Raw genomic sequence first — 16,521 nt, forward strand, 5'->3', positions numbered from 1 at the left:
CTAAATCAGATCTTGTCTTGAAAAACGATAAGTACGCGAGGCTCAGGCCGCCTCGCCCTTCGTGGCATAAGCCGACAGCACGCGCGCAACCTGGCCACCGGGCGCCTGCAACACACCGGCGATGCGGGTGGCGGGCGTCTGGATCATGCCAAGCAGGCGACCACGCAGTTCGTCCAGCGACGGCAGCTTCGAGAGAGCCTCGATGCCCTTGTCGTCCAGGACGACCGAGCCCATGCCGCCGCCAATGATCTTGAACTTGTCATTGGCCTTGGCATAAGCGACGGCAACCTTCGCAGCCGCGACCGGATCGCTTGAGTAAGCGATGGCGGTCACGCCGACGAAGAGGTCGTCCAGCTTTTCGAACTGGGTGCCCTTCAGGGCGATACGGGCGAGCCGGTTCTTGGTCACCTTGAAGCTTGCGCCAGCGGCCCGCATCTTCCGACGCAGATCCGTCACCTCGGCGACCGTCATGCCCGACTGGCGGGTCACAACGACCAAAGAGGTGGCGGAGAGCGCCTGATTCAGGGCCGCGATCGTCGCTTGCTTTTCTGTGCGATCCACGGTTCGCCTCCTAACAACTGGGGCGGATGGGCTGACACCCTTCCCCCCGGTCCAAATGTGGTCCCGGCCTGTTCCCGCGAGCGGGCGTCGATCGGAACCGGTGAACCTGCCCCAGAAGTGACAAGCCTGACCCAAGCGAGCGCGGGGAAACCCGTCCAGCCTGGCAACTTGCTACTCCCGTCTATGCCGGCGTTGCATTAAGCCGCCCCGGACGTCATTCCCCGCGAAGGGAAATCGGTACCGGCTTGGCGCCCGCAGTCTCGGACAGGGTTGGGAAGAAGGATTGCGCCGCCTTCCCAAGCCGTCACCGCCGCCCGGACCCGAAGGCCGGACGGCGATCACGGAAACTCGAATACGCCTTAGGCGACGATCGAAGCGACCAGCGCCGACACGTCGAGCTTCAGGCCCGGGCCCATGGAGGAGCTCAGGCTGACCTTCTCGATGTAGGTGCCCTTGGCACCCGTCGGCTTGGCGCGGTTGATCGCGGACACGAAAGCCTGGACGTTCTGCGTCAGGGCTTCCTGGCTGAAGCTGGCCTTGCCCACGCCGGCGTGGACGATACCGGTCTTCTCGGCGCGGAACTCGACCGAGCCGCCCTTGGCGGACTTCACGGCTTCGCCGACGTTCATCGTCACGGTGCCCAGCTTCGGGTTCGGCATCAGGCCGCGCGGGCCCAGCACCTTACCCAGACGGCCGACCAGGGCCATCATGTCCGGGGTGGCGATGCAGCGGTCGAAGTTCATCTCGCCCGCCTGGATCTTGTCGGCCAGGTCTTCCGCACCGACCAGCTCCGCACCGGCGGCCAGGGCTTCGTCAGCCTTGGGGCCACGGGCGAACACGGCGACGCGAACGGTCTTGCCGGTGCCGTTGGGCAGCTGAACCATGCCGCGGACCATCTGGTCGGCATGACGCGGGTCGATGCCCAGGTTCATGGCGATTTCGACGGTCTCGTCGAACTTGGCGGTGGCGTTGCCCTTCACCGTCTGGACGGCTTCGTCCAGGGCGTAGAACTTGTTGCGGTCGACGGTGGCGTTAGCCTTCTTGAGACGCTTGCCGGCCATGATCAATCCTCCACCACTTCCAGGCCCATGGACCGAGCGGAACCGACCAGCATGCTGGCGGCCGCCTCAATGTCGTTCGCGTTCAGGTCAGGCATCTTGGTCTTCGCGATTTCGCGAATCTGAGACATCTTCACCGAACCGACGGCGGCACCCTTGCCAACCTGCACGGCACCCTTGGTGATGCCGGCGGCCTTCTTCAGGAAGTAGGTGTTCGGCGGGGTCTTGGTGACGAACGTGAAGGTGCGGTCACCGTAGGCGGTGATCACGACCGGGATGGGCATGCCCTGCTCCAGGTCGGCCGTCTTCGCGTTGAACGCCTTGACGAATTCCATGATGTTCAGGCCGCGCTGACCCAACGCCGGGCCGATGGGCGGCGACGGGTTGGCCTTGCCGGCCGGCACCTGCAACTTGATGTAACCGACGATCTTCTTCGCCATGACACTTCCTCAACAACAATCCGGACGGAACCGCCTTGTCGGCGACGCCACCCGGATCTGCGGGATGCGCGGTGCGGCTTGCCCCCATGGACTTGTTCCATTCGGAACCGGGCTCGCCTCCCGCGCGGGGAATGGGAAAACCCTCCGGAGAGGGCCTTCCCGCTTAAATCTTTTCGACCTGCGTGTACTCGAGCTCGACGGGGGTCGCACGGCCAAAGATGGACACCGCCACCTTGACCCGCGCCTTGTCCTCGTCGACCTCTTCGATGAGGCCGGTGAACGAGGTGAAGGGGCCGTCGGTGACACGCACCTGCTCGCCCACCTCGAAGTGGATGGAGGGCTTCGGCCGCTCAATCCCCTCCTGGACCTGGTTCATGATGCGCGAGGCTTCCGCCTCGCTGATGGGCTGGGGCTTGCCGCCGCCACCCAGGAAACCCGTCACCTTCGGCGCGTTCTTCACCAGGTGCCAAGTGTCGTCCGTCAGCTGCATCTTCACCAGCACGTAGCCGGGGAAGAACTTGCGCTCGGAGTTGATCTTGGCGCCACGGCGCACCTCCACGACCTCTTCGGTCGGGACCAGGATCTCTTCGAACATATCCTGAAGGCCCTTTTGCTCGGCCTTCTCACGGATGGACTGGGAGACTTTCTTCTCGAAGCCCGAATAGACGTGAACGACGTACCAGCGCGCGGCGGACATGGGACTTAGCCTCCGATACCGAAAACGAGGCGGACAGCGAACGCGATGATCTGATCGACCGCCAGGAAGAACAGAGACGCGACGATGACCATGAGAAACACCATCCAGGTGGAAATAACCGTCTCCTTACGGGACGGCCACGTCACCTTGGTCATCTCACGCTTAACTTCGCGTACAAACTGGGCAGGACTGGTCTTCGCCATAAGGGCTACGCCACCACGTTCAGAGCTACTCGTCATTACTATTCCGGCATCCCTGCCGGCATCCGGCCCGCGAGGCCGTCCGGACGCGTTTTCAGCGGGGCGACGTGGCAGGAGTGGAGGGGATCGAACCCCCAACCCCCGGTTTTGGAGACCGGTGCTCTACCAGTTGAGCTACACTCCTACGTCGCCGGCCGCAGTTTCCCGCGTCACGGAGCGCCGGTTTATTCACCATTCGGGACCGCTTGTCCAGATAAAACAGCACGTCCCCCGTACGCGGGGCAGACCTGCATTCCAGCAAGCGGCCGATGGTCCGGCGCCACCCCTTTCCCCGGCCCCGGGGCGCGGTGAAAAGCGGTGTTTTCAGGGGCTTGGGGGTGGCCCTGCGGCGATCCCAAGGGGCATTCCCGGGGCGCCTGGGCACCCTCCCCTACTTAAAGGCAAAGGGGTGCCACCGGAAACCGGGGGCACCCCTCAACCCATCACGGCAGGCACATGCCCCGCCCGAGGGCGAGGCATGGCCAAACCTCCGCACGCGTACTTTAGGCGATGATCTTGGCGACCACGCCGGCGCCGACGGTGCGGCCGCCTTCACGGATGGCGAAGCGCAGGCCTTCGTCCATGGCGATCGGGGCGATCAGCTCCACGGTCACCTGCACGTTGTCGCCCGGCATCACCATCTCGGTGCCTTCCGGCAGCGAGACCATGCCCGTCACGTCCGTGGTGCGGAAGTAGAACTGGGGACGGTAGTTGGTGAAGAACGGGGTGTGACGGCCGCCTTCTTCCTTCGTCAGGATGTAGGCTTCGGCCACGAACTTGGTGTGCGGGGTGATCGAGCCGGGCTTCGCCAGGACCTGGCCACGCTCGACGTCTTCACGCTTGGTGCCGCGCAGCAGCGCGCCGATGTTGTCGCCAGCCTGACCCTGGTCCAGCAGCTTGCGGAACATCTCGACGCCGGTGACGGTCGTCTTCACCGTGGCCTTCAGGCCGACGATCTCGATTTCCTCACCCACCTTCACGATGCCGCGCTCGACACGGCCGGTCACCACGGTGCCGCGGCCGGAGATCGAGAACACGTCTTCGATCGGCATCAGGAAGGGCTTGTCAACCGGACGCTCCGGCTGCGGGATGTAGGCGTCGACCGCCTTCATCAGCTCCAGGATGGCGTCCTTGCCCAGCTCGGGGCTGCGGTCTTCCAGGGCGCACAGGGCGGAGCCCTTCACGATCGGAATGTCGTCGCCAGGGAAGTCGTAGCTGCTCAGCAGCTCGCGCACTTCCAGCTCCACCAGCTCCAGCAGCTCGGGATCGTCGACCATGTCGACCTTGTTCATGAACACGACCAGGGCGGGCACGCCGACCTGACGGGCCAGCAGGATGTGCTCACGAGTCTGCGGCATCGGGCCGTCGGCGGCCGACACCACCAGGATCGCGCCGTCCATCTGCGCGGCGCCGGTGATCATGTTCTTCACATAGTCAGCGTGGCCGGGGCAGTCGACGTGGGCGTAGTGACGGTTGCCCGTCTCGTACTCGACGTGGGCGGTCGAGATCGTGATGCCACGAGCCTTCTCTTCCGGGGCCTTGTCGATCTGGTCGTACGCGGTGAACGTCGCGCCACCGCTCTCGGCCAACACCTTCGTGATGGCAGCGGTCAGCGACGTCTTGCCATGGTCAACGTGACCGATCGTGCCGATGTTGCAATGCGGCTTGTTGCGCTCGAATTTCGCCTTGGCCATGGTCCTATCCGCCTTTGTGCCTGACAGTCTGAAAGTTAAGCTTTGGAATTCACGTGATGCCGTAAGCTGGAGCGGGTGAAGGGAATCGAACCCTCGTCGTAAGCTTGGAAGGCTTCTGCTCTACCATTGAGCTACACCCGCCTGATGCTACCGGCCCCGACATCGGGCCGCTGCCGTCCCCGGAAACTGCTTCGCGCACGCGGGGAACCAGCAAACCCACCCCTCATTTTCTGGGGGGCGGTTTTGCCGGTAAAATGGTGGAAGGGGTAGGATTCGAACCTACGTACGCTAACGCGGGCAGATTTACAGTCTGCTGCCTTTAACCACTCGGCCACCCTTCCGTGCGCCGCGTGTCCGACCGGGGTCGAAAACGGTGGACGGGTGAGTAGGCGTTTCGACCCCCACCTGTCAACGATGAATTTTCAGTCCGGCAAAAAGTCTTGGGGATAACAGCGCCATGACCGCCAAAAGCAGTGGCACCCCTGCCCCGCTGGCGCTAAGGATGGCACCATGAAGCGATCTGGACATTCAGGCCAGGGTGGTTCCCGCACCGGCGGCAACGGCCCCTCCCCCTCCCATTCCCCCCGCCCGCCCCGCGATGGCGGCAGACCCGGCGTGTCCGCGCCCAAGGGGGCGCAGGGCGCAGGCGATCGTGCGCGTGCGCATGAGGCGCGGGGCGAAGGGAAGCCCGACAACCGGGAACCCCGGGGCGGTGCCAAGAAGCCGGCGCCCAAGCCCGGCATGCTGTACGGCCAGCATCCGGTGGTGGCCGCCTGGACCAACCCGGAACGGCGCTGCAAGGCCCTGCTGGCGACGGCGGCGGGCCTGGACCTGATGACGGAGGCGTTCGCCGCCGCCACGGCCGCCGGCCTGACCCGGCCCGCGCCCACGGTGGTGGAACGTGAGGCGCTGGACCGCCTGCTGCCGGCCGGCGCCGTCCACCAGGGCCTGGTGCTGGACGCCAGCCCCCTGCCCGAGCTGGACGTGGCCGATGTCACCCGCGCCTGCGGCGAGACCGACATGGTGGTGGTGCTGGACCAGGTGACCGACCCGCACAATGTCGGCGCCATCCTGCGTTCCGCCGCCGCGTTCGGCGCCAAGGCGGTCATCGTCCAGGACCGGCACGCGCCGGAAGTGACCGGCGTGCTGGCCAAGACGGCGTCGGGCGCGCTGGAGGTGGTGCCCATCGTGCGCGTCACCAACCTGTCGCGGGCGCTGACCGAATTGCAGGAGGGCGGCTTCTGGTGCGTGGGCCTGGCCGAATCGGGCCCGAAGGCACTGCACGAGCTGGATTTCCCCGGCCGCGTGGCCGTGGTCATGGGGTCGGAGGGCGACGGCCTGCGCCGCCTGACCATGGAACGCTGCGACGCCCTGGCCCATCTGCCCACCCGGCCGCCCATCGGCAGCCTGAATGTTTCAAATGCCGCCGCCGTGGCGCTTTACGAGGTCGCACGGCGACGCTAAGGTCTGCCCCGCGCCGTAACGGCCACCAGGAATGTGCCGGCTTAGCTCAGCTGGTAGAGCAACCGCCTTGTAAGCGGTAGGTCGCGAGTTCAAGTCCCGCAGCCGGCACCATTTCCTGATTCAAGCGCCTGAGGCGCACGAACCAAACTACTTAATCACATACGGCTTGTGGCCCAAATCCAGGCCGATGTTGCCCTCGGGCACGTCGTTGAAGCTGCGGTAGCGGCCGCTGGCGCCGGGGCCGCCCATATATTCGGCCAGGGCGTCGTCATCGACGTAGTAGACCGCCGACGAGCGGTAGATGAAATACCCGTCCCGGCTGATCGACACCGTCAGCATCAGTTCGGTCGAGGTTTCCTCCACCGAGGCGCTCTTGGCATCCAGCGCCATGCCGGCGGCCGCGGCGGTGATGCCCCACGGCAGGGCGTCCAGCATGAAGCGCCCCACCGCCACGCCGGCGCCCAGCGCCGTCAGCGGGCCCGGGACGCTGTGGTTCCCGCCGTGGAACTTGGCATGGGCGACGGGCAGCACGTCGATGGCGATGGCCACCACATCGGGCTTGGGCTCCTGCGCCACCGCGTTGCCGTTCTGGACGAAGGCGGTGGTGATGGCCTGCTGGAAAGCATCGGCGAAGGTGGTGTCGCTATGGCGGGTCAGATAGACCTGCACCGGCGGTTTTTGCCCCGTCTGTTCGGACAGATAGGCGGAAACTGCCGAGGCGACGTCGTTGGCCACGATCACCCAATGGGCCATCGTTTCCATCTTGTACTGCGGCTGGGTCATGAAGGGGGCCGCCACCGGCCGTTCCGCGCAGCCGGACAGCAGGCCACCGGCCAACATAAGGCCGCACGCGGCCAGCGGCAGGCGCCAGGGAAGGCGGCGTGGGGACGATGGGAAAACGGACGCGGCGCGGGGCATGGGGCGGCTCATCTCTGGGCGACAACCGCCCAGCGGGGCGATCCACCCGACAGATAAGCAAACACCGTGCCGAGCGCCTTCACGCGCTGGCGGAGGGGCTGTCCGCCGGCGTCAGGACGGTGGAGGCGCTGTCGTCGCCCTTGGTCCGCTCCGTCTCCGGCGCGCGGCCCTGGATCTGGAAGCACAGCGTCTCGGCGATGTTGGTGGCGTGGTCGCCGATGCGTTCCAGGTTCTTGGCCGCGAACATCAGATGGGTGCAGGCGGTGATGCGCTGCGGCGCTTCCATCATGTAGGTCAGCAGTTCGCGGAACAGGGCGGTGTAGGCGAGATCCACCTCGCTGTCGGCATCGCGCACGGCCAATGCGGCCACCGCGTCGCGGTCGGCATACGCCGTCACCACCTGGGTCAGCATGTCGTTGGCGGCATCGCCGATGCGACGCAGCGACCGGGTCAGTTCCACCTCCGGCAACTGGTTCAGCGCCAGGGAGCGCTTGGCGACGTTGGCGGCGAAGTCGCCGATGCGTTCCAGGTTGGTGGCGATCTTCAACGCCGCCACCACCTCACGCAGGTCGCGGCCCACCGGCGCCCGCAAGGCCAGCACCTTCAGGGCCTGGGCCTCCACCTGGCGTTCCAGGGTGTCGATGCGGGCGTCACTGGCCATCACGGCGGCGGCCAGGTCGCCGTCGCGGTCCAGCGTGGCCTTCAGCGCCTGGCCCAGTTGAACCGACGCCAGCCGCCCCATCTCGGTGATGGCGTGGTGGAGTTGGGCCAGTTCCTCATCATAGGACGCCACGATATGGCCGGTGGACATGCGCTCTCTCATTTCTCGGGGACGGCCATCTGACCGGAAGATAGGGACCAAGCATGGTCGAAGCGGCCCCAACGTCAATGTTTTCTTAGCAAAGGAGTAGGATGTTCAGTTGTAACCAGTCCAAAAGAAATACAGACTGCGACCCAAATTTCGTACTGTCATTGAAAGGCCCGGCCAGGGCATGACCCCTCACGAATTGATCGCCGTTCTGGAAAAGCACGACCGTTGGCTGAAAAAGAAAACCGGCGGCGCGCGGGCAATGCTGCCCCTGGTTGATTTGCAGGGGGCCAGCTTCTCCGGCATGAATCTGCAATCCGCCAAGTTGTCCGGGGCCAACCTCACTGGCTGTGACTTCACGAATGTCAACCTCAGCCTGGCCGATCTTTTCGCGGCGCGGTTGAACCGCGCCGTCCTGGTCAACGCCAACCTCTATCGCGCCGACCTGCGCGGCGCCCATCTGCGCGGCGCCCGCCTGAAGGGCGCCATCCTGCGCGAGGCCGATTTGCGCGGCGGGGCGCTGCTGGACCGCCGGGGCCCCGGCCAGGTCAGCATGATGCAGTCCGACCTGCGCGGCGCCGACATGGATGACGCCCTGCTGTCCAGCGCCAACCTGGCCGGCGCCGACCTCAGCGAAAGCAGCATGGTGGGGGCCGACTGCTCCGGCGCGCAACTGGCCGGCTGCAACCTGTCCAAAGCGATGCTGAAGGCCGCCAACTTCACCGGCTGCGACATGCGGGGCGTCAACCTGTCGGGCAGCAACCTGACCGGCGCCGTGCTGCGCGACTGCCGCCTGGCTGGCGCCACGCTGGCCGGCGCCATCCTGACCAATGCCGACCTGACGGGCGCCAACCTGGAAGGCGTGGACCTGTCGGGCGTGGACACCACCGGCGCCAACCTGGCCCGCGGTTCGGAAAACTTCTCACAGAAGATCCAGGAGGCGCTGAACCTGCACCGCACCTGGATCAACACCAACGGCGCCAAGGGCGTGCGCGCCGAACTGGCGGCCGAGGATCTGAGCCACATCGACCTGAACGGCGTGAACCTCAGCGGCGCCAACCTGAAGAACGCCAAGCTGGTGGGCGCCAAGCTGCGCGACGCCCTGTTCATCATGTCCGACCTGGCCGGCGCGGACCTGCGGGGCGCCGACCTCAGCGGCGCCACCATGGACGGCGTCAGCCTGCGCGGCACCGACCTGACCGGCGCCAAGCTGGACGGAGCGGAAATCGGCTCCGTCGATATCAAGGGGCCGGACGGGCGCCCCACCGGCCGGCTGTGGCCCGCCAACCTGGCCGATGCCCAGCTGACGCACGCCAGCCTGCAACGCGCCAACCTGCGCAGCGCCAACCTGACCGGCGCCGACCTGCGTGCCGCCGACCTCAGCGGCGCCAACCTGATCGACGCCAACCTGCGCGGGACCCAGCTGGAGGGTGCCCAGCTGGACGGCGCCACCATGCCGGCCGCCATCAACGACGACGACGACTGATCGCCCTTCCCAGCGGGAGGCGACGCCGCTAACCATGGGACCCGCGCCCGGGGATCCGCCCGGCGCGGCGATGGGGAAGCGGCACCGTTGACGATCATCCGGTCCTTGCAGGCGCTGTTGCTGGGCGCAGCATTGTCGGCCCCGCCGCCGGCCCTGGCCGAACCAGCCCCGCAACGCGTGGTTTCCCTGAACCTGTGCACCGACCAGTTGGCAGCACTGTTGCTGCCGCCGGCGCGCATCGCCGCCCTGTCGCACCTGGCGCGCGACCCGGAACTGTCCTATGTCGCCGACCGTATCGGCGGCATCCCCGTCACCCAGGGTGGCGCGGAGGAACTGCTGCACCTGGCGCCCGACCTGGTGCTGGCCGGCAAGTACACGGCCCAGCCGGCGGTGCGCCTGGCCAAGGCCCACCATATCCCGGTGGTACAGGTGGGCCTGATCGCCGATTTCGACGGAATCCGCGCCCAGGTGCGCACCGTGGCCGCCGCCTTGGGCGAATCGGCCAGGGGTGAGGAACTGCTGGCCGACATGGACCGGCGCCTGGCCGCGGCCGCACCCACGGACGCGCGCCGCCCCACCGCCCTGTCGCTGGCGCCGGGCGCCTTCACCTCCGGCGCCGGCACCTTGACGGCCGCCGTCATGGCGGCGGCGGGCCTGGCCAACTACGCCGAGGCCCACGGCCTGAAGGGCTACGGCTATCTGACGGTGGAGGGCATCGCCGCCGACCCGCCCGACCTGCTGATCGCCAATACTGCGCCCAAGGACCGGCCGTCCCTGTCCGGCGCCCTGATTGACCATCCGGCCCTGCGCCGCGCCCTGCCGCCGGACCGCCGTCCGCAATTGGCGGAGAACCTGCTGGGCTGCGGCGGCCCCTACACGGCGGCGGCGGTGGAGGCCCTGGCCCTGGCCCGCGCCGACTGGCTGGCCCACCATGGGAAAGTCGCGCCATGACCGCCTTCCTGCGTCGCCACCCCCGGGCCCTGCTGCTGCCGCTGGCGGCGGCCCTGTTCGTCGCGTCGCTGTCCATCGGCGCCAGCGGCGTGTCGCTGGGCGGCGTGCTGGCCGACTGGCGCAGCGGTGGGGGCGGCACGGCCATGGTGATCTTCACGGAGATCAGGCTGCCCCGCGCCCTGCTGGGCCTGCTGGTGGGCGGTGCCTTGGGCATGAGCGGTGCCGCCCTGCAGGGCATGCTGCGCAACCCGCTGGCGGAGCCGGCGGTCATCGGCGTGTCGCCCTGCGCCGCCTTGGGCGCCGTCATCGCCTTCTACAGCGGCTTCGCCAATGCCCTGCCCCTGGGCCTGCCCTTGGGCGGCATCGCGGGCGCCCTGCTGGCCGTGGCCCTGCTGTTCGCCCTGGCCGGCCGCAGCGTGGGCGTGCTGACCCTGATCCTGGCCGGCATCGCGCTCAGCAGTTTCGCGGGTGCGGCCACCTCGCTGGCCCTGTCGCTATCGCCCAACCCCTACGCGCTGGCGGAGATCGTCTTCTGGATGATGGGCTCGCTGGCCGACCGCACCCTGGACCAGGTCTATCTGGCCGCCCCCTTCATCGCCGTGGGTGCGGCCCTGCTGCTGAGCGCTGGGCCGGCGCTGGACGCCCTGTCGCTGGGGGAGGATACCGCCCGGTCCATGGGTTTTCCCGTCAGCCGGGTGGGCGCCCGGGTGGTGCTGGGCACCGCGCTGGCGGTGGGCGCGTCGGTGGCCGTCACCGGGGCCGTGGGTTTCGTGGGATTGGTGGTGCCCCACCTGCTGCGCCCGCTGGTGGGGCACCAGCCGCGCCGCCTGCTGGTCCCGTCCTTCCTGGGCGGGGCCTGCCTGGTGCTGGCGGCCGACACGGCCCTGCGCCTGGGCGGGCCGGGGCATGAGCTGAAGCTGGGCGTGGTCACCGCCCTGCTGGGCGCGCCCTTCTTCCTGGGCCTGGTGCTGGCGACGCGGCGGAGGCTGGCATGACCCTGGAAGCCCATGACATCCGCCTGGCCCTGGACGCCCGCACCGTGCTGGACGGCGTATCCCTGGCCCTGAATCCAGGGCAGCTGTGCGGCCTGATCGGCCCCAATGGGGCGGGCAAGTCCAGCCTGCTGCGCGTCCTGGCGGGCCTGCGCCGGCCGGATGGCGGCAGGGTGACGCTGGACGGTGCGCCCCTGGCCAGCCCGCCCGACAGCGCCACGGCCCGCCGCCTGGCCTATTTGGCGCAGGACCGTGACATCCATTGGCCGCTGACGGTGGCGCATGTGGTGGAATTGGGCCGCCTGCCCCATCGCGGCCCCTTCCGCGCCGACGGTCCCGCCGACCGCGCGGCGGTGGAGACGGCATTGGCCGCCGCCGATTGCGCCCATCTGCGTACGCGCGTCGCCACCACCCTGTCGGGGGGTGAACGGGCGCGGGTGCTGCTGGCCCGTGCCCTGGCGGGGCAGCCGGACATCCTGCTGGCGGACGAACCGGCGGCCGGCCTGGACCCCCTGCACCAGGTGCAGGTGATGGCGCTGCTGAAACACATGGCGGGGCAAGGGGCCGCCGTCCTGGCCGTGCTGCATGATTTGAACGCGGCGGCCGGCTGGTGCGACCGGGTGCTGATGCTGCACGGCGGGCGGCTGGTCGCGGACGGTCCGCCGGCCGAGGTACTGGAACCGGGGCTGCTGCATACCATTTACGGCGTGGAGATCGCCCGGGGCCAGGTCGATGGCCAGCCGATTTTTATTGCCCGGCGCTAGCGGCTGTCACGGACGGCGCTATGATGGGCCACCTTGAAATTCCAGGGAAAGGAGCAGTGCGATGCGACAGGTGACGGTGGCGGCCACCCAGACGTGGTGCGACTGGAACAAGGGCGGCAACATCGACCGGGTGGAGGCGCTGGTGCGCCGGGCCGCCGCTGCCGGCGCCCAGATCATCCTGCCCCAGGAACTGTTCGAGACGCCCTATTTCTGCATCAACCAGAAGGCCGCGCACTTCGCCCACGCCGCCCCGGCGGAGGGGCATCCCGTGCTGGCCCACTTCTCGGCGCTGGCCCGCGAGCTTGAGGTCGTACTGCCCACCAGCTTCTTCGAGAGGGCGGGCAACGCCTACTTCAACTCGCTGGCCATGATCGACGCCGACGGCGCCATCCTGGGCGTCTACCGCAAGAGCCACATTCCCGACGGCCCGGGCTATCAGGAAAAGTTCTACTTCAGCCCCGGCGACACCGGCTTCCAGGTCTACCAGACCCGATACGCCGCCATCGGCACCGCCATCTGCTGGGACCAATGGTTCCCGGAAACCGCCCGCGCCATGGCGCTTCAGGGGGCGGAGATCCTGTTCTACCCCACCGCCATCGGCTCGGAACCGCAGGACCCCACCCTGGACAGCCGCGACCATTGGCAACGGGTGATGCAGGGCCATGCCGGCGCCAACCTGGTGCCGCTGGTGGCCAGCAACCGCATCGGCACCGAGGCGGACGACGACCGCAGCATCACCTTCTACGGGTCGTCCTTCATCGCCGATCCCAAGGGCGCCAAGGTGGCGGAGGCGACTCGCACGGAAGAGACGGTGCTGACCGCCACCTTCGATCTGGACGAGGTCGCGGCCATGCGATCGTCCTGGGGCGTGTTCCGCGACCGCCGGCCGGAGCTCTATGCGTCCCTGTTGACCCTGGATGGACGCACACGCAGGGGTTGACCATGAAATCAGCCGATAAATGACGGATTAACCAACAATAAATGCGACAAATGTGTCGTGCATTGGCCCCAACTGCCGCAGCCGCAGATAAATCCTTTTGCCTGGACCGATTCTGCGATAAATCAGGGGCGGCAGTTGTTAAATCGAGGTCAATCAAATGGGTGCTCAAAAGAGCTCTGTGACCGGTACCCTTGCATCCGCGTATTCGCTTTCCAAGCGCGGTGAGGGTCCCAATCCTATCGACATTCACGTTGGCAACCGGTTGCGCTTGCGCCGTACTTTGCTGGGCCTGAGTCAGGAGATTTTGGGTGAAGCCGTCGGCATCACCTTCCAGCAGCTCCAGAAGTACGAACGTGGCATGAACCGCATCAGCGCCAGCCGCCTGTTCAACCTTTCGCAGGTGCTGGGCATTCCCGTCGGATACTTCTTCGAGGACCTTCCGGCGTCCGAGCAAGCCACGCGCATCGCGCTGGGCAGCGAGGAAGGCGAGACCATGGCCCGCCGCGAAACGCTGGAACTGGTGCGCGCCTACTATCGCGTACCGGACGGCGCCGTCCGTCGCCGCGCCTTCGACCTGCTGAAGGCCCTGGGTGGCGACGTGCGCGAGACTGCGGACGCCTGATCCCCGCACTTTCGTCCAGTCCATGCCTGTGACACGGCCGCCGGTGGCAATCCCCGGCGGCCGTTTCATTTTGCAGGCCCTCAAGCGCCGGGCGCGGCCATCCGGCCGCTGGGCTTCCTCACTTTCCGGTCTGCTTCGCTCCCCGGAAAGTTCCGGCGGATGCGGTCGCATCCTAGCGGCACGAGGCGTGGCCATTTCGTTTATGCCGGCCCTAAGGCGCCGGGCGCGGCCATCCGGCCGCTGGGCTTCCCCGGTTTCCAGTCCGCCTGCGGCTCCCCGGGAACCTGCGGCGGATGCGGTCGCATCCTAATGTTAAGGGGCGGAATCCCGTGCCCCCGACATTTGACGTGCGGCTGCCCACGGGTGGTTGCCAACGGTCCCGCCAAAAGTGTTAATGCCTGCATGACGCACACGACCGAAGACATCGCCCTGGACCATGGCTTCCCCGGAACCCGGCGCAGCCTGACCATCCATCGTTTCGGTCCCACTTCCCCTGCATCCGCACCGGTTCCCAAGGCCTACATCCAGGCCGCACTGCACGCCGATGAGATACCGGGCCTGCTGGTGGCCCAGCATCTGCTGGCGCGCCTGGCCCAGGCCGACACCCAGGGGCTGATCCGTGGCGACATCGTCCTGGTGCCCTATGCCAACCCCATCGGCCTGTCCCAGGCCGTGCTGGGCACCGCCATCGGCCGCTTCGCGCTCAGCAGCGGCGTCAACTTCAACCGCGATTTCCCTGACCTGACGGCCCAGGTGGCCGACCAGGTGATGAGCCACCTGGGCGCCGACGCTACGACCAACGTGGCCCTGGTGCGCCGCGCCGCCGTGGCCGCCGCCGCCGCCCTGGAGACCGCGACCGAGGCCGACAGCCTGCGCAAGGCGCTGCTGGGCCTGGCCATCGACGCCGACTATGTCCTGGACCTGCATTGCGACAGCGAGGCCTTGCTGCACGCCTACACCGGCACCGAATCCTGGCCGGAGGCGCAGGATCTGATGGCCGACCTGGGCTGCCGCGCCGTCTTCCTGGCGCTGGAATCCGGCGGCAGCCCGTTCGACGAGGCCTGTTCCGGCCTGTGGTGGCGCCTGCGTAACCGCCTGACGGCGGATGGCAAGCAAGCGCCACCCCTTCCCGCCGCCTGCCTGGCCGCCACCATCGAGCTGCGCGGACGCCAGGATGTGGATGACGGCCTGGCCGCGACGGACGCCGACGCGCTGATGCGTTTCCTGGTGCGCCGGGGCCTGGTGGCGGGTGACGCCCTACCCCCGCCGCTGCCCGCCGGCACCGCCACCCCCCTGGCCGGCGTGGACCGGGTGCGGGCACCGGTTGCCGGCGTCATCCTTTACCGGGCGGCGTTGGGCGACACCGTCAGCATCGGCCAGACGGTGGCGGAGGTGGTGGATCCCGTCACCGGCATCCGCCACCCGGCGCGCGCCCGCACCCCCGGTATCGTCTGGGCCCGGGCGGAACAGCGCTACGCCGCCGCCGGCGCCATCATCGCCAGCGTCGCCGGCGAGAAGCCGCTGGCCGATGAGGGCAGCGGCCTGCTGACCGCGCGCTGACTTATGCGCGCGGCATTTGAACGTGACCGCTCAAATGCCGCCCCTCAAGCGCCGGGCGCGACCATCCGGTCGCTTGGCTTCCTCAGTTTCTGGTCCACTTCGTTCCCCAGAGACTTCCGGCGGACGCAGTCGCGTCCTACAGCGGCACGAGTCACTCGTGCCGCTGATGTATGCGCGCCGTCAGAAGTTGGCGGCGATCACCGAGTTGACGAACGACGGCGTCACGAAATCCATCAGGATGGTGCCGTAGCCGTGCACGGGGTGTTTGGGTGACCCGTCCAGTTTCTGGGTCAGCTGCGGATTGATGATCTCGGCCGAGGCCCCCGGGTCCTTCGTGCTGGAGAAATTGAGATACCAGCTGTCGGGCCCGGCGGACTTTCCAGCCGCCTCGATGAAAGCCAGCACCTTCTTCACCTTGTCCGCCGGATCGTCGGTGTAGGCGTCCTGGATGACGAAGGACAGGCCGTGACGGTTGCGGTAGTCATTCAGGTTGGCGCCCGTGTCCGGCCATTCGAACTTGGCCCCCTCGAACACCGACGCCCAGGTGTGGTTGTCGGGATTGGCGCTCCACGCGTTGTAGAGGCTCCCCTTCGCGAACATCTTCACCGGGGTGCAGGCGTCCGCCACCTCTTCATTCGTGTCGATCTCGTAACGACGCAGCACCACCAGCTTGCCGCGCAGCCCGGCCAGGGTGGGAATGGTGTTGTCGGCCCGGATGGGACTCAGATACAGGCGGCTCTGCTCGGCGCCGAAGGCGGTGCGCAGGATGTCCAGGACGCCGGCGTGGTAGTTGCTGAGTTCCCAGCGGTCGTACTTCAGTTGGACGATCAGCGTCTCCTGGCTGGATGCCGGCTTCACCAGGAAATCGTGGAACATCTTCGCGATGTCACCCAGGTAATAGCTGGTGTTGCCGCTGCCCCATGTCCCGCCGTGGATGATGCGCAGGCCGTTGGTGCTGCCGTCCATCCGCAGGTCGAAATAACGCACGCCCATGTCCAGCTGCTCGGGCACGGTCGCGTTCTGGGTCTTGCTGGGATAGTTGAGTTCGTGGGTCGCACTGTCGTGCGTGCCGGGGATGGTGATCTGATGCAGCATGCGGTCAGCGGCAAGCTGCGACATCCAGTTCAGGGCGGTGTAGGCCATGGTGGGCTCCGTTCGGGCGATCTGTCGGCTGACAGGGTCGGTCCATCAGTAGCAATGCCGGGGCGCCATTTATACCCGTTAAAAGGGCATATCTATGATGAGAGCATCCTTTAGATAGCGATGAATTGGCACCCCCGGGCGCCAGGGCCGGTGGCCCTTGCCCCAGCAACCCTTTCCATTGGAA

17 protein-coding genes and 4 tRNA genes are annotated in these 16,521 nt (G+C 67.3%); 9 read left to right on the forward strand and 12 right to left on the reverse strand.

Annotated features, from left to right (window positions below):
- Nucleotides 1–42: 42 nt before the first annotated feature.
- The 9 genes from rplJ to PW843_17135 form a co-directional block, all read right to left on the reverse strand.
- The gene (rplJ, locus tag PW843_17095) at nucleotides 43–561 is read right to left on the reverse strand and encodes a 50S ribosomal protein L10 (GenBank protein ID MDE1148310.1); all 519 of its coding nucleotides are present in this window, start codon (nucleotides 559–561) and stop codon (nucleotides 43–45) included.
- 359 nt (nucleotides 562–920) lie between these two features.
- The gene (gene rplA / locus PW843_17100; GenBank protein ID MDE1148311.1) at nucleotides 921–1,625 is read right to left on the reverse strand and encodes a 50S ribosomal protein L1; all 705 of its coding nucleotides are present in this window, start codon (nucleotides 1,623–1,625) and stop codon (nucleotides 921–923) included.
- On the reverse strand, nucleotides 1,625–2,059 hold the full coding sequence (gene rplK / locus PW843_17105) for a 50S ribosomal protein L11 (protein MDE1148312.1): 435 nt from the start codon (nucleotides 2,057–2,059) through the stop codon (nucleotides 1,625–1,627). The genes rplA and rplK overlap by 1 nt, the downstream gene beginning before the upstream one ends.
- A gap of 163 nt (nucleotides 2,060–2,222) precedes the next feature.
- A complete protein-coding gene (gene nusG / locus PW843_17110; protein ID MDE1148313.1) occupies nucleotides 2,223–2,756 on the reverse strand; it encodes a transcription termination/antitermination protein NusG in 534 nt (177 codons plus the stop codon).
- A 5-nt stretch (nucleotides 2,757–2,761) separates the two neighbouring features.
- Nucleotides 2,762–2,959: a preprotein translocase subunit SecE gene (secE, locus tag PW843_17115; GenBank protein MDE1148314.1), complete on the reverse strand. Its 198-nt coding sequence runs from the start codon at nucleotides 2,957–2,959 to the stop codon at nucleotides 2,762–2,764.
- Nucleotides 2,960–3,064: 105 nt separating this feature from the next.
- A tRNA-Trp gene (locus PW843_17120) sits at nucleotides 3,065–3,140 on the reverse strand.
- Between the two features lie 358 nt (nucleotides 3,141–3,498).
- A complete protein-coding gene (gene tuf / locus PW843_17125; protein MDE1148315.1) occupies nucleotides 3,499–4,689 on the reverse strand; it encodes an elongation factor Tu in 1,191 nt (396 codons plus the stop codon).
- A 67-nt stretch (nucleotides 4,690–4,756) separates the two neighbouring features.
- A tRNA-Gly gene (locus PW843_17130) sits at nucleotides 4,757–4,830 on the reverse strand.
- A gap of 114 nt (nucleotides 4,831–4,944) precedes the next feature.
- Nucleotides 4,945–5,030: transfer RNA gene (locus tag PW843_17135), tRNA-Tyr, on the reverse strand.
- 400 nt (nucleotides 5,031–5,430) lie between these two features.
- Between PW843_17135 and rlmB the strand changes: the two genes are divergently transcribed.
- Entirely contained in the window at nucleotides 5,431–6,153 is a 723-nt protein-coding gene (gene rlmB, locus PW843_17140) for a 23S rRNA (guanosine(2251)-2'-O)-methyltransferase RlmB (GenBank protein MDE1148316.1), read from the forward strand.
- Between the two features lie 35 nt (nucleotides 6,154–6,188).
- A tRNA-Thr gene (locus tag PW843_17145) sits at nucleotides 6,189–6,264 on the forward strand.
- Nucleotides 6,265–6,300: 36 nt separating this feature from the next.
- On the opposite strand, the gene PW843_17150 is transcribed toward PW843_17145, so the two are convergent.
- Nucleotides 6,301–7,071, reverse strand: a complete 771-nt coding sequence (locus PW843_17150; GenBank protein MDE1148317.1) for a hypothetical protein — start codon at nucleotides 7,069–7,071, stop codon at nucleotides 6,301–6,303.
- Between the two features lie 79 nt (nucleotides 7,072–7,150).
- Nucleotides 7,151–7,882: a phosphate signaling complex protein PhoU gene (gene phoU / locus PW843_17155; protein ID MDE1148318.1), complete on the reverse strand. Its 732-nt coding sequence runs from the start codon at nucleotides 7,880–7,882 to the stop codon at nucleotides 7,151–7,153.
- 181 nt (nucleotides 7,883–8,063) lie between these two features.
- On the opposite strand from phoU, the gene PW843_17160 reads away from it, so the two are divergent.
- The 7 genes from PW843_17160 to PW843_17190 all read left to right on the forward strand — a co-directional run bounded on the left by PW843_17160 (nucleotide 8,064) and on the right by PW843_17190 (nucleotide 15,194).
- A complete protein-coding gene (locus PW843_17160) occupies nucleotides 8,064–9,365 on the forward strand; it encodes a pentapeptide repeat-containing protein (protein MDE1148319.1) in 1,302 nt (433 codons plus the stop codon).
- Nucleotides 9,366–9,452: 87 nt separating this feature from the next.
- A complete protein-coding gene (locus PW843_17165; GenBank protein MDE1148320.1) occupies nucleotides 9,453–10,316 on the forward strand; it encodes an ABC transporter substrate-binding protein in 864 nt (287 codons plus the stop codon).
- Complete coding sequence (locus tag PW843_17170; GenBank protein ID MDE1148321.1) at nucleotides 10,313–11,311, forward strand: iron ABC transporter permease; 999 nt, start codon at nucleotides 10,313–10,315, stop codon at nucleotides 11,309–11,311. Before PW843_17165 ends, PW843_17170 begins: the two co-directional genes overlap by 4 nt.
- A complete protein-coding gene (locus tag PW843_17175) occupies nucleotides 11,308–12,072 on the forward strand; it encodes an ABC transporter ATP-binding protein (GenBank protein MDE1148322.1) in 765 nt (254 codons plus the stop codon). Before PW843_17170 ends, PW843_17175 begins: the two co-directional genes overlap by 4 nt.
- A 61-nt stretch (nucleotides 12,073–12,133) precedes the next feature.
- Nucleotides 12,134–13,012: an N-carbamoylputrescine amidase gene (gene aguB, locus PW843_17180; GenBank protein ID MDE1148323.1), complete on the forward strand. Its 879-nt coding sequence runs from the start codon at nucleotides 12,134–12,136 to the stop codon at nucleotides 13,010–13,012.
- 157 nt (nucleotides 13,013–13,169) lie between these two features.
- Nucleotides 13,170–13,634, forward strand: a complete 465-nt coding sequence (locus tag PW843_17185; protein ID MDE1148324.1) for a helix-turn-helix transcriptional regulator — start codon at nucleotides 13,170–13,172, stop codon at nucleotides 13,632–13,634.
- A gap of 402 nt (nucleotides 13,635–14,036) precedes the next feature.
- Nucleotides 14,037–15,194 carry a M14 family metallopeptidase gene (locus tag PW843_17190; GenBank protein ID MDE1148325.1) on the forward strand — a complete coding sequence of 386 codons (1,158 nt, stop codon included), beginning with the start codon at nucleotides 14,037–14,039 and terminating at the stop codon, nucleotides 15,192–15,194.
- Between the two features lie 180 nt (nucleotides 15,195–15,374).
- On the opposite strand, the gene PW843_17195 is transcribed toward PW843_17190, so the two are convergent.
- Entirely contained in the window at nucleotides 15,375–16,337 is a 963-nt protein-coding gene (locus PW843_17195; protein ID MDE1148326.1) for a phosphatidylinositol-specific phospholipase C domain-containing protein, read from the reverse strand.
- Nucleotides 16,338–16,521: the final 184 nt, after the last annotated feature.

The sequence above is a fragment of the Azospirillaceae bacterium genome (assembly GCA_028283825.1).
Classification (GTDB): Bacteria; Pseudomonadota; Alphaproteobacteria; order Azospirillales; family Azospirillaceae; genus Nitrospirillum.

What these genes read in the sequence shown, in the direction of transcription:
- rplK (MDE1148312.1), bottom strand. Translation starts at nt 2,059, where the DNA reads ATGGCGAAGAAGATCGTCGGTTACATCAAGTTGCAGGTGCCGGCCGGC.
- nusG (MDE1148313.1), bottom strand. Translation starts at nt 2,756, where the DNA reads ATGTCCGCCGCGCGCTGGTACGTCGTTCACGTCTATTCGGGCTTCGAG.
- secE (MDE1148314.1), bottom strand. Translation starts at nt 2,959, where the DNA reads ATGGCGAAGACCAGTCCTGCCCAGTTTGTACGCGAAGTTAAGCGTGAG.
- tuf (MDE1148315.1), bottom strand. Translation starts at nt 4,689, where the DNA reads ATGGCCAAGGCGAAATTCGAGCGCAACAAGCCGCATTGCAACATCGGC.
- rlmB (MDE1148316.1), top strand. Translation starts at nt 5,431, where the DNA reads ATGCTGTACGGCCAGCATCCGGTGGTGGCCGCCTGGACCAACCCGGAA.
- PW843_17150 (MDE1148317.1), bottom strand. Translation starts at nt 7,071, where the DNA reads ATGCCCCGCGCCGCGTCCGTTTTCCCATCGTCCCCACGCCGCCTTCCC.
- phoU (MDE1148318.1), bottom strand. Translation starts at nt 7,882, where the DNA reads ATGTCCACCGGCCATATCGTGGCGTCCTATGATGAGGAACTGGCCCAA.
- PW843_17160 (MDE1148319.1), top strand. Translation starts at nt 8,064, where the DNA reads ATGACCCCTCACGAATTGATCGCCGTTCTGGAAAAGCACGACCGTTGG.
- PW843_17170 (MDE1148321.1), top strand. Translation starts at nt 10,313, where the DNA reads ATGACCGCCTTCCTGCGTCGCCACCCCCGGGCCCTGCTGCTGCCGCTG.
- PW843_17175 (MDE1148322.1), top strand. Translation starts at nt 11,308, where the DNA reads ATGACCCTGGAAGCCCATGACATCCGCCTGGCCCTGGACGCCCGCACC.
- aguB (MDE1148323.1), top strand. Translation starts at nt 12,134, where the DNA reads ATGCGACAGGTGACGGTGGCGGCCACCCAGACGTGGTGCGACTGGAAC.
- PW843_17185 (MDE1148324.1), top strand. Translation starts at nt 13,170, where the DNA reads ATGGGTGCTCAAAAGAGCTCTGTGACCGGTACCCTTGCATCCGCGTAT.
- PW843_17190 (MDE1148325.1), top strand. Translation starts at nt 14,037, where the DNA reads ATGACGCACACGACCGAAGACATCGCCCTGGACCATGGCTTCCCCGGA.
- PW843_17195 (MDE1148326.1), bottom strand. Translation starts at nt 16,337, where the DNA reads ATGGCCTACACCGCCCTGAACTGGATGTCGCAGCTTGCCGCTGACCGC.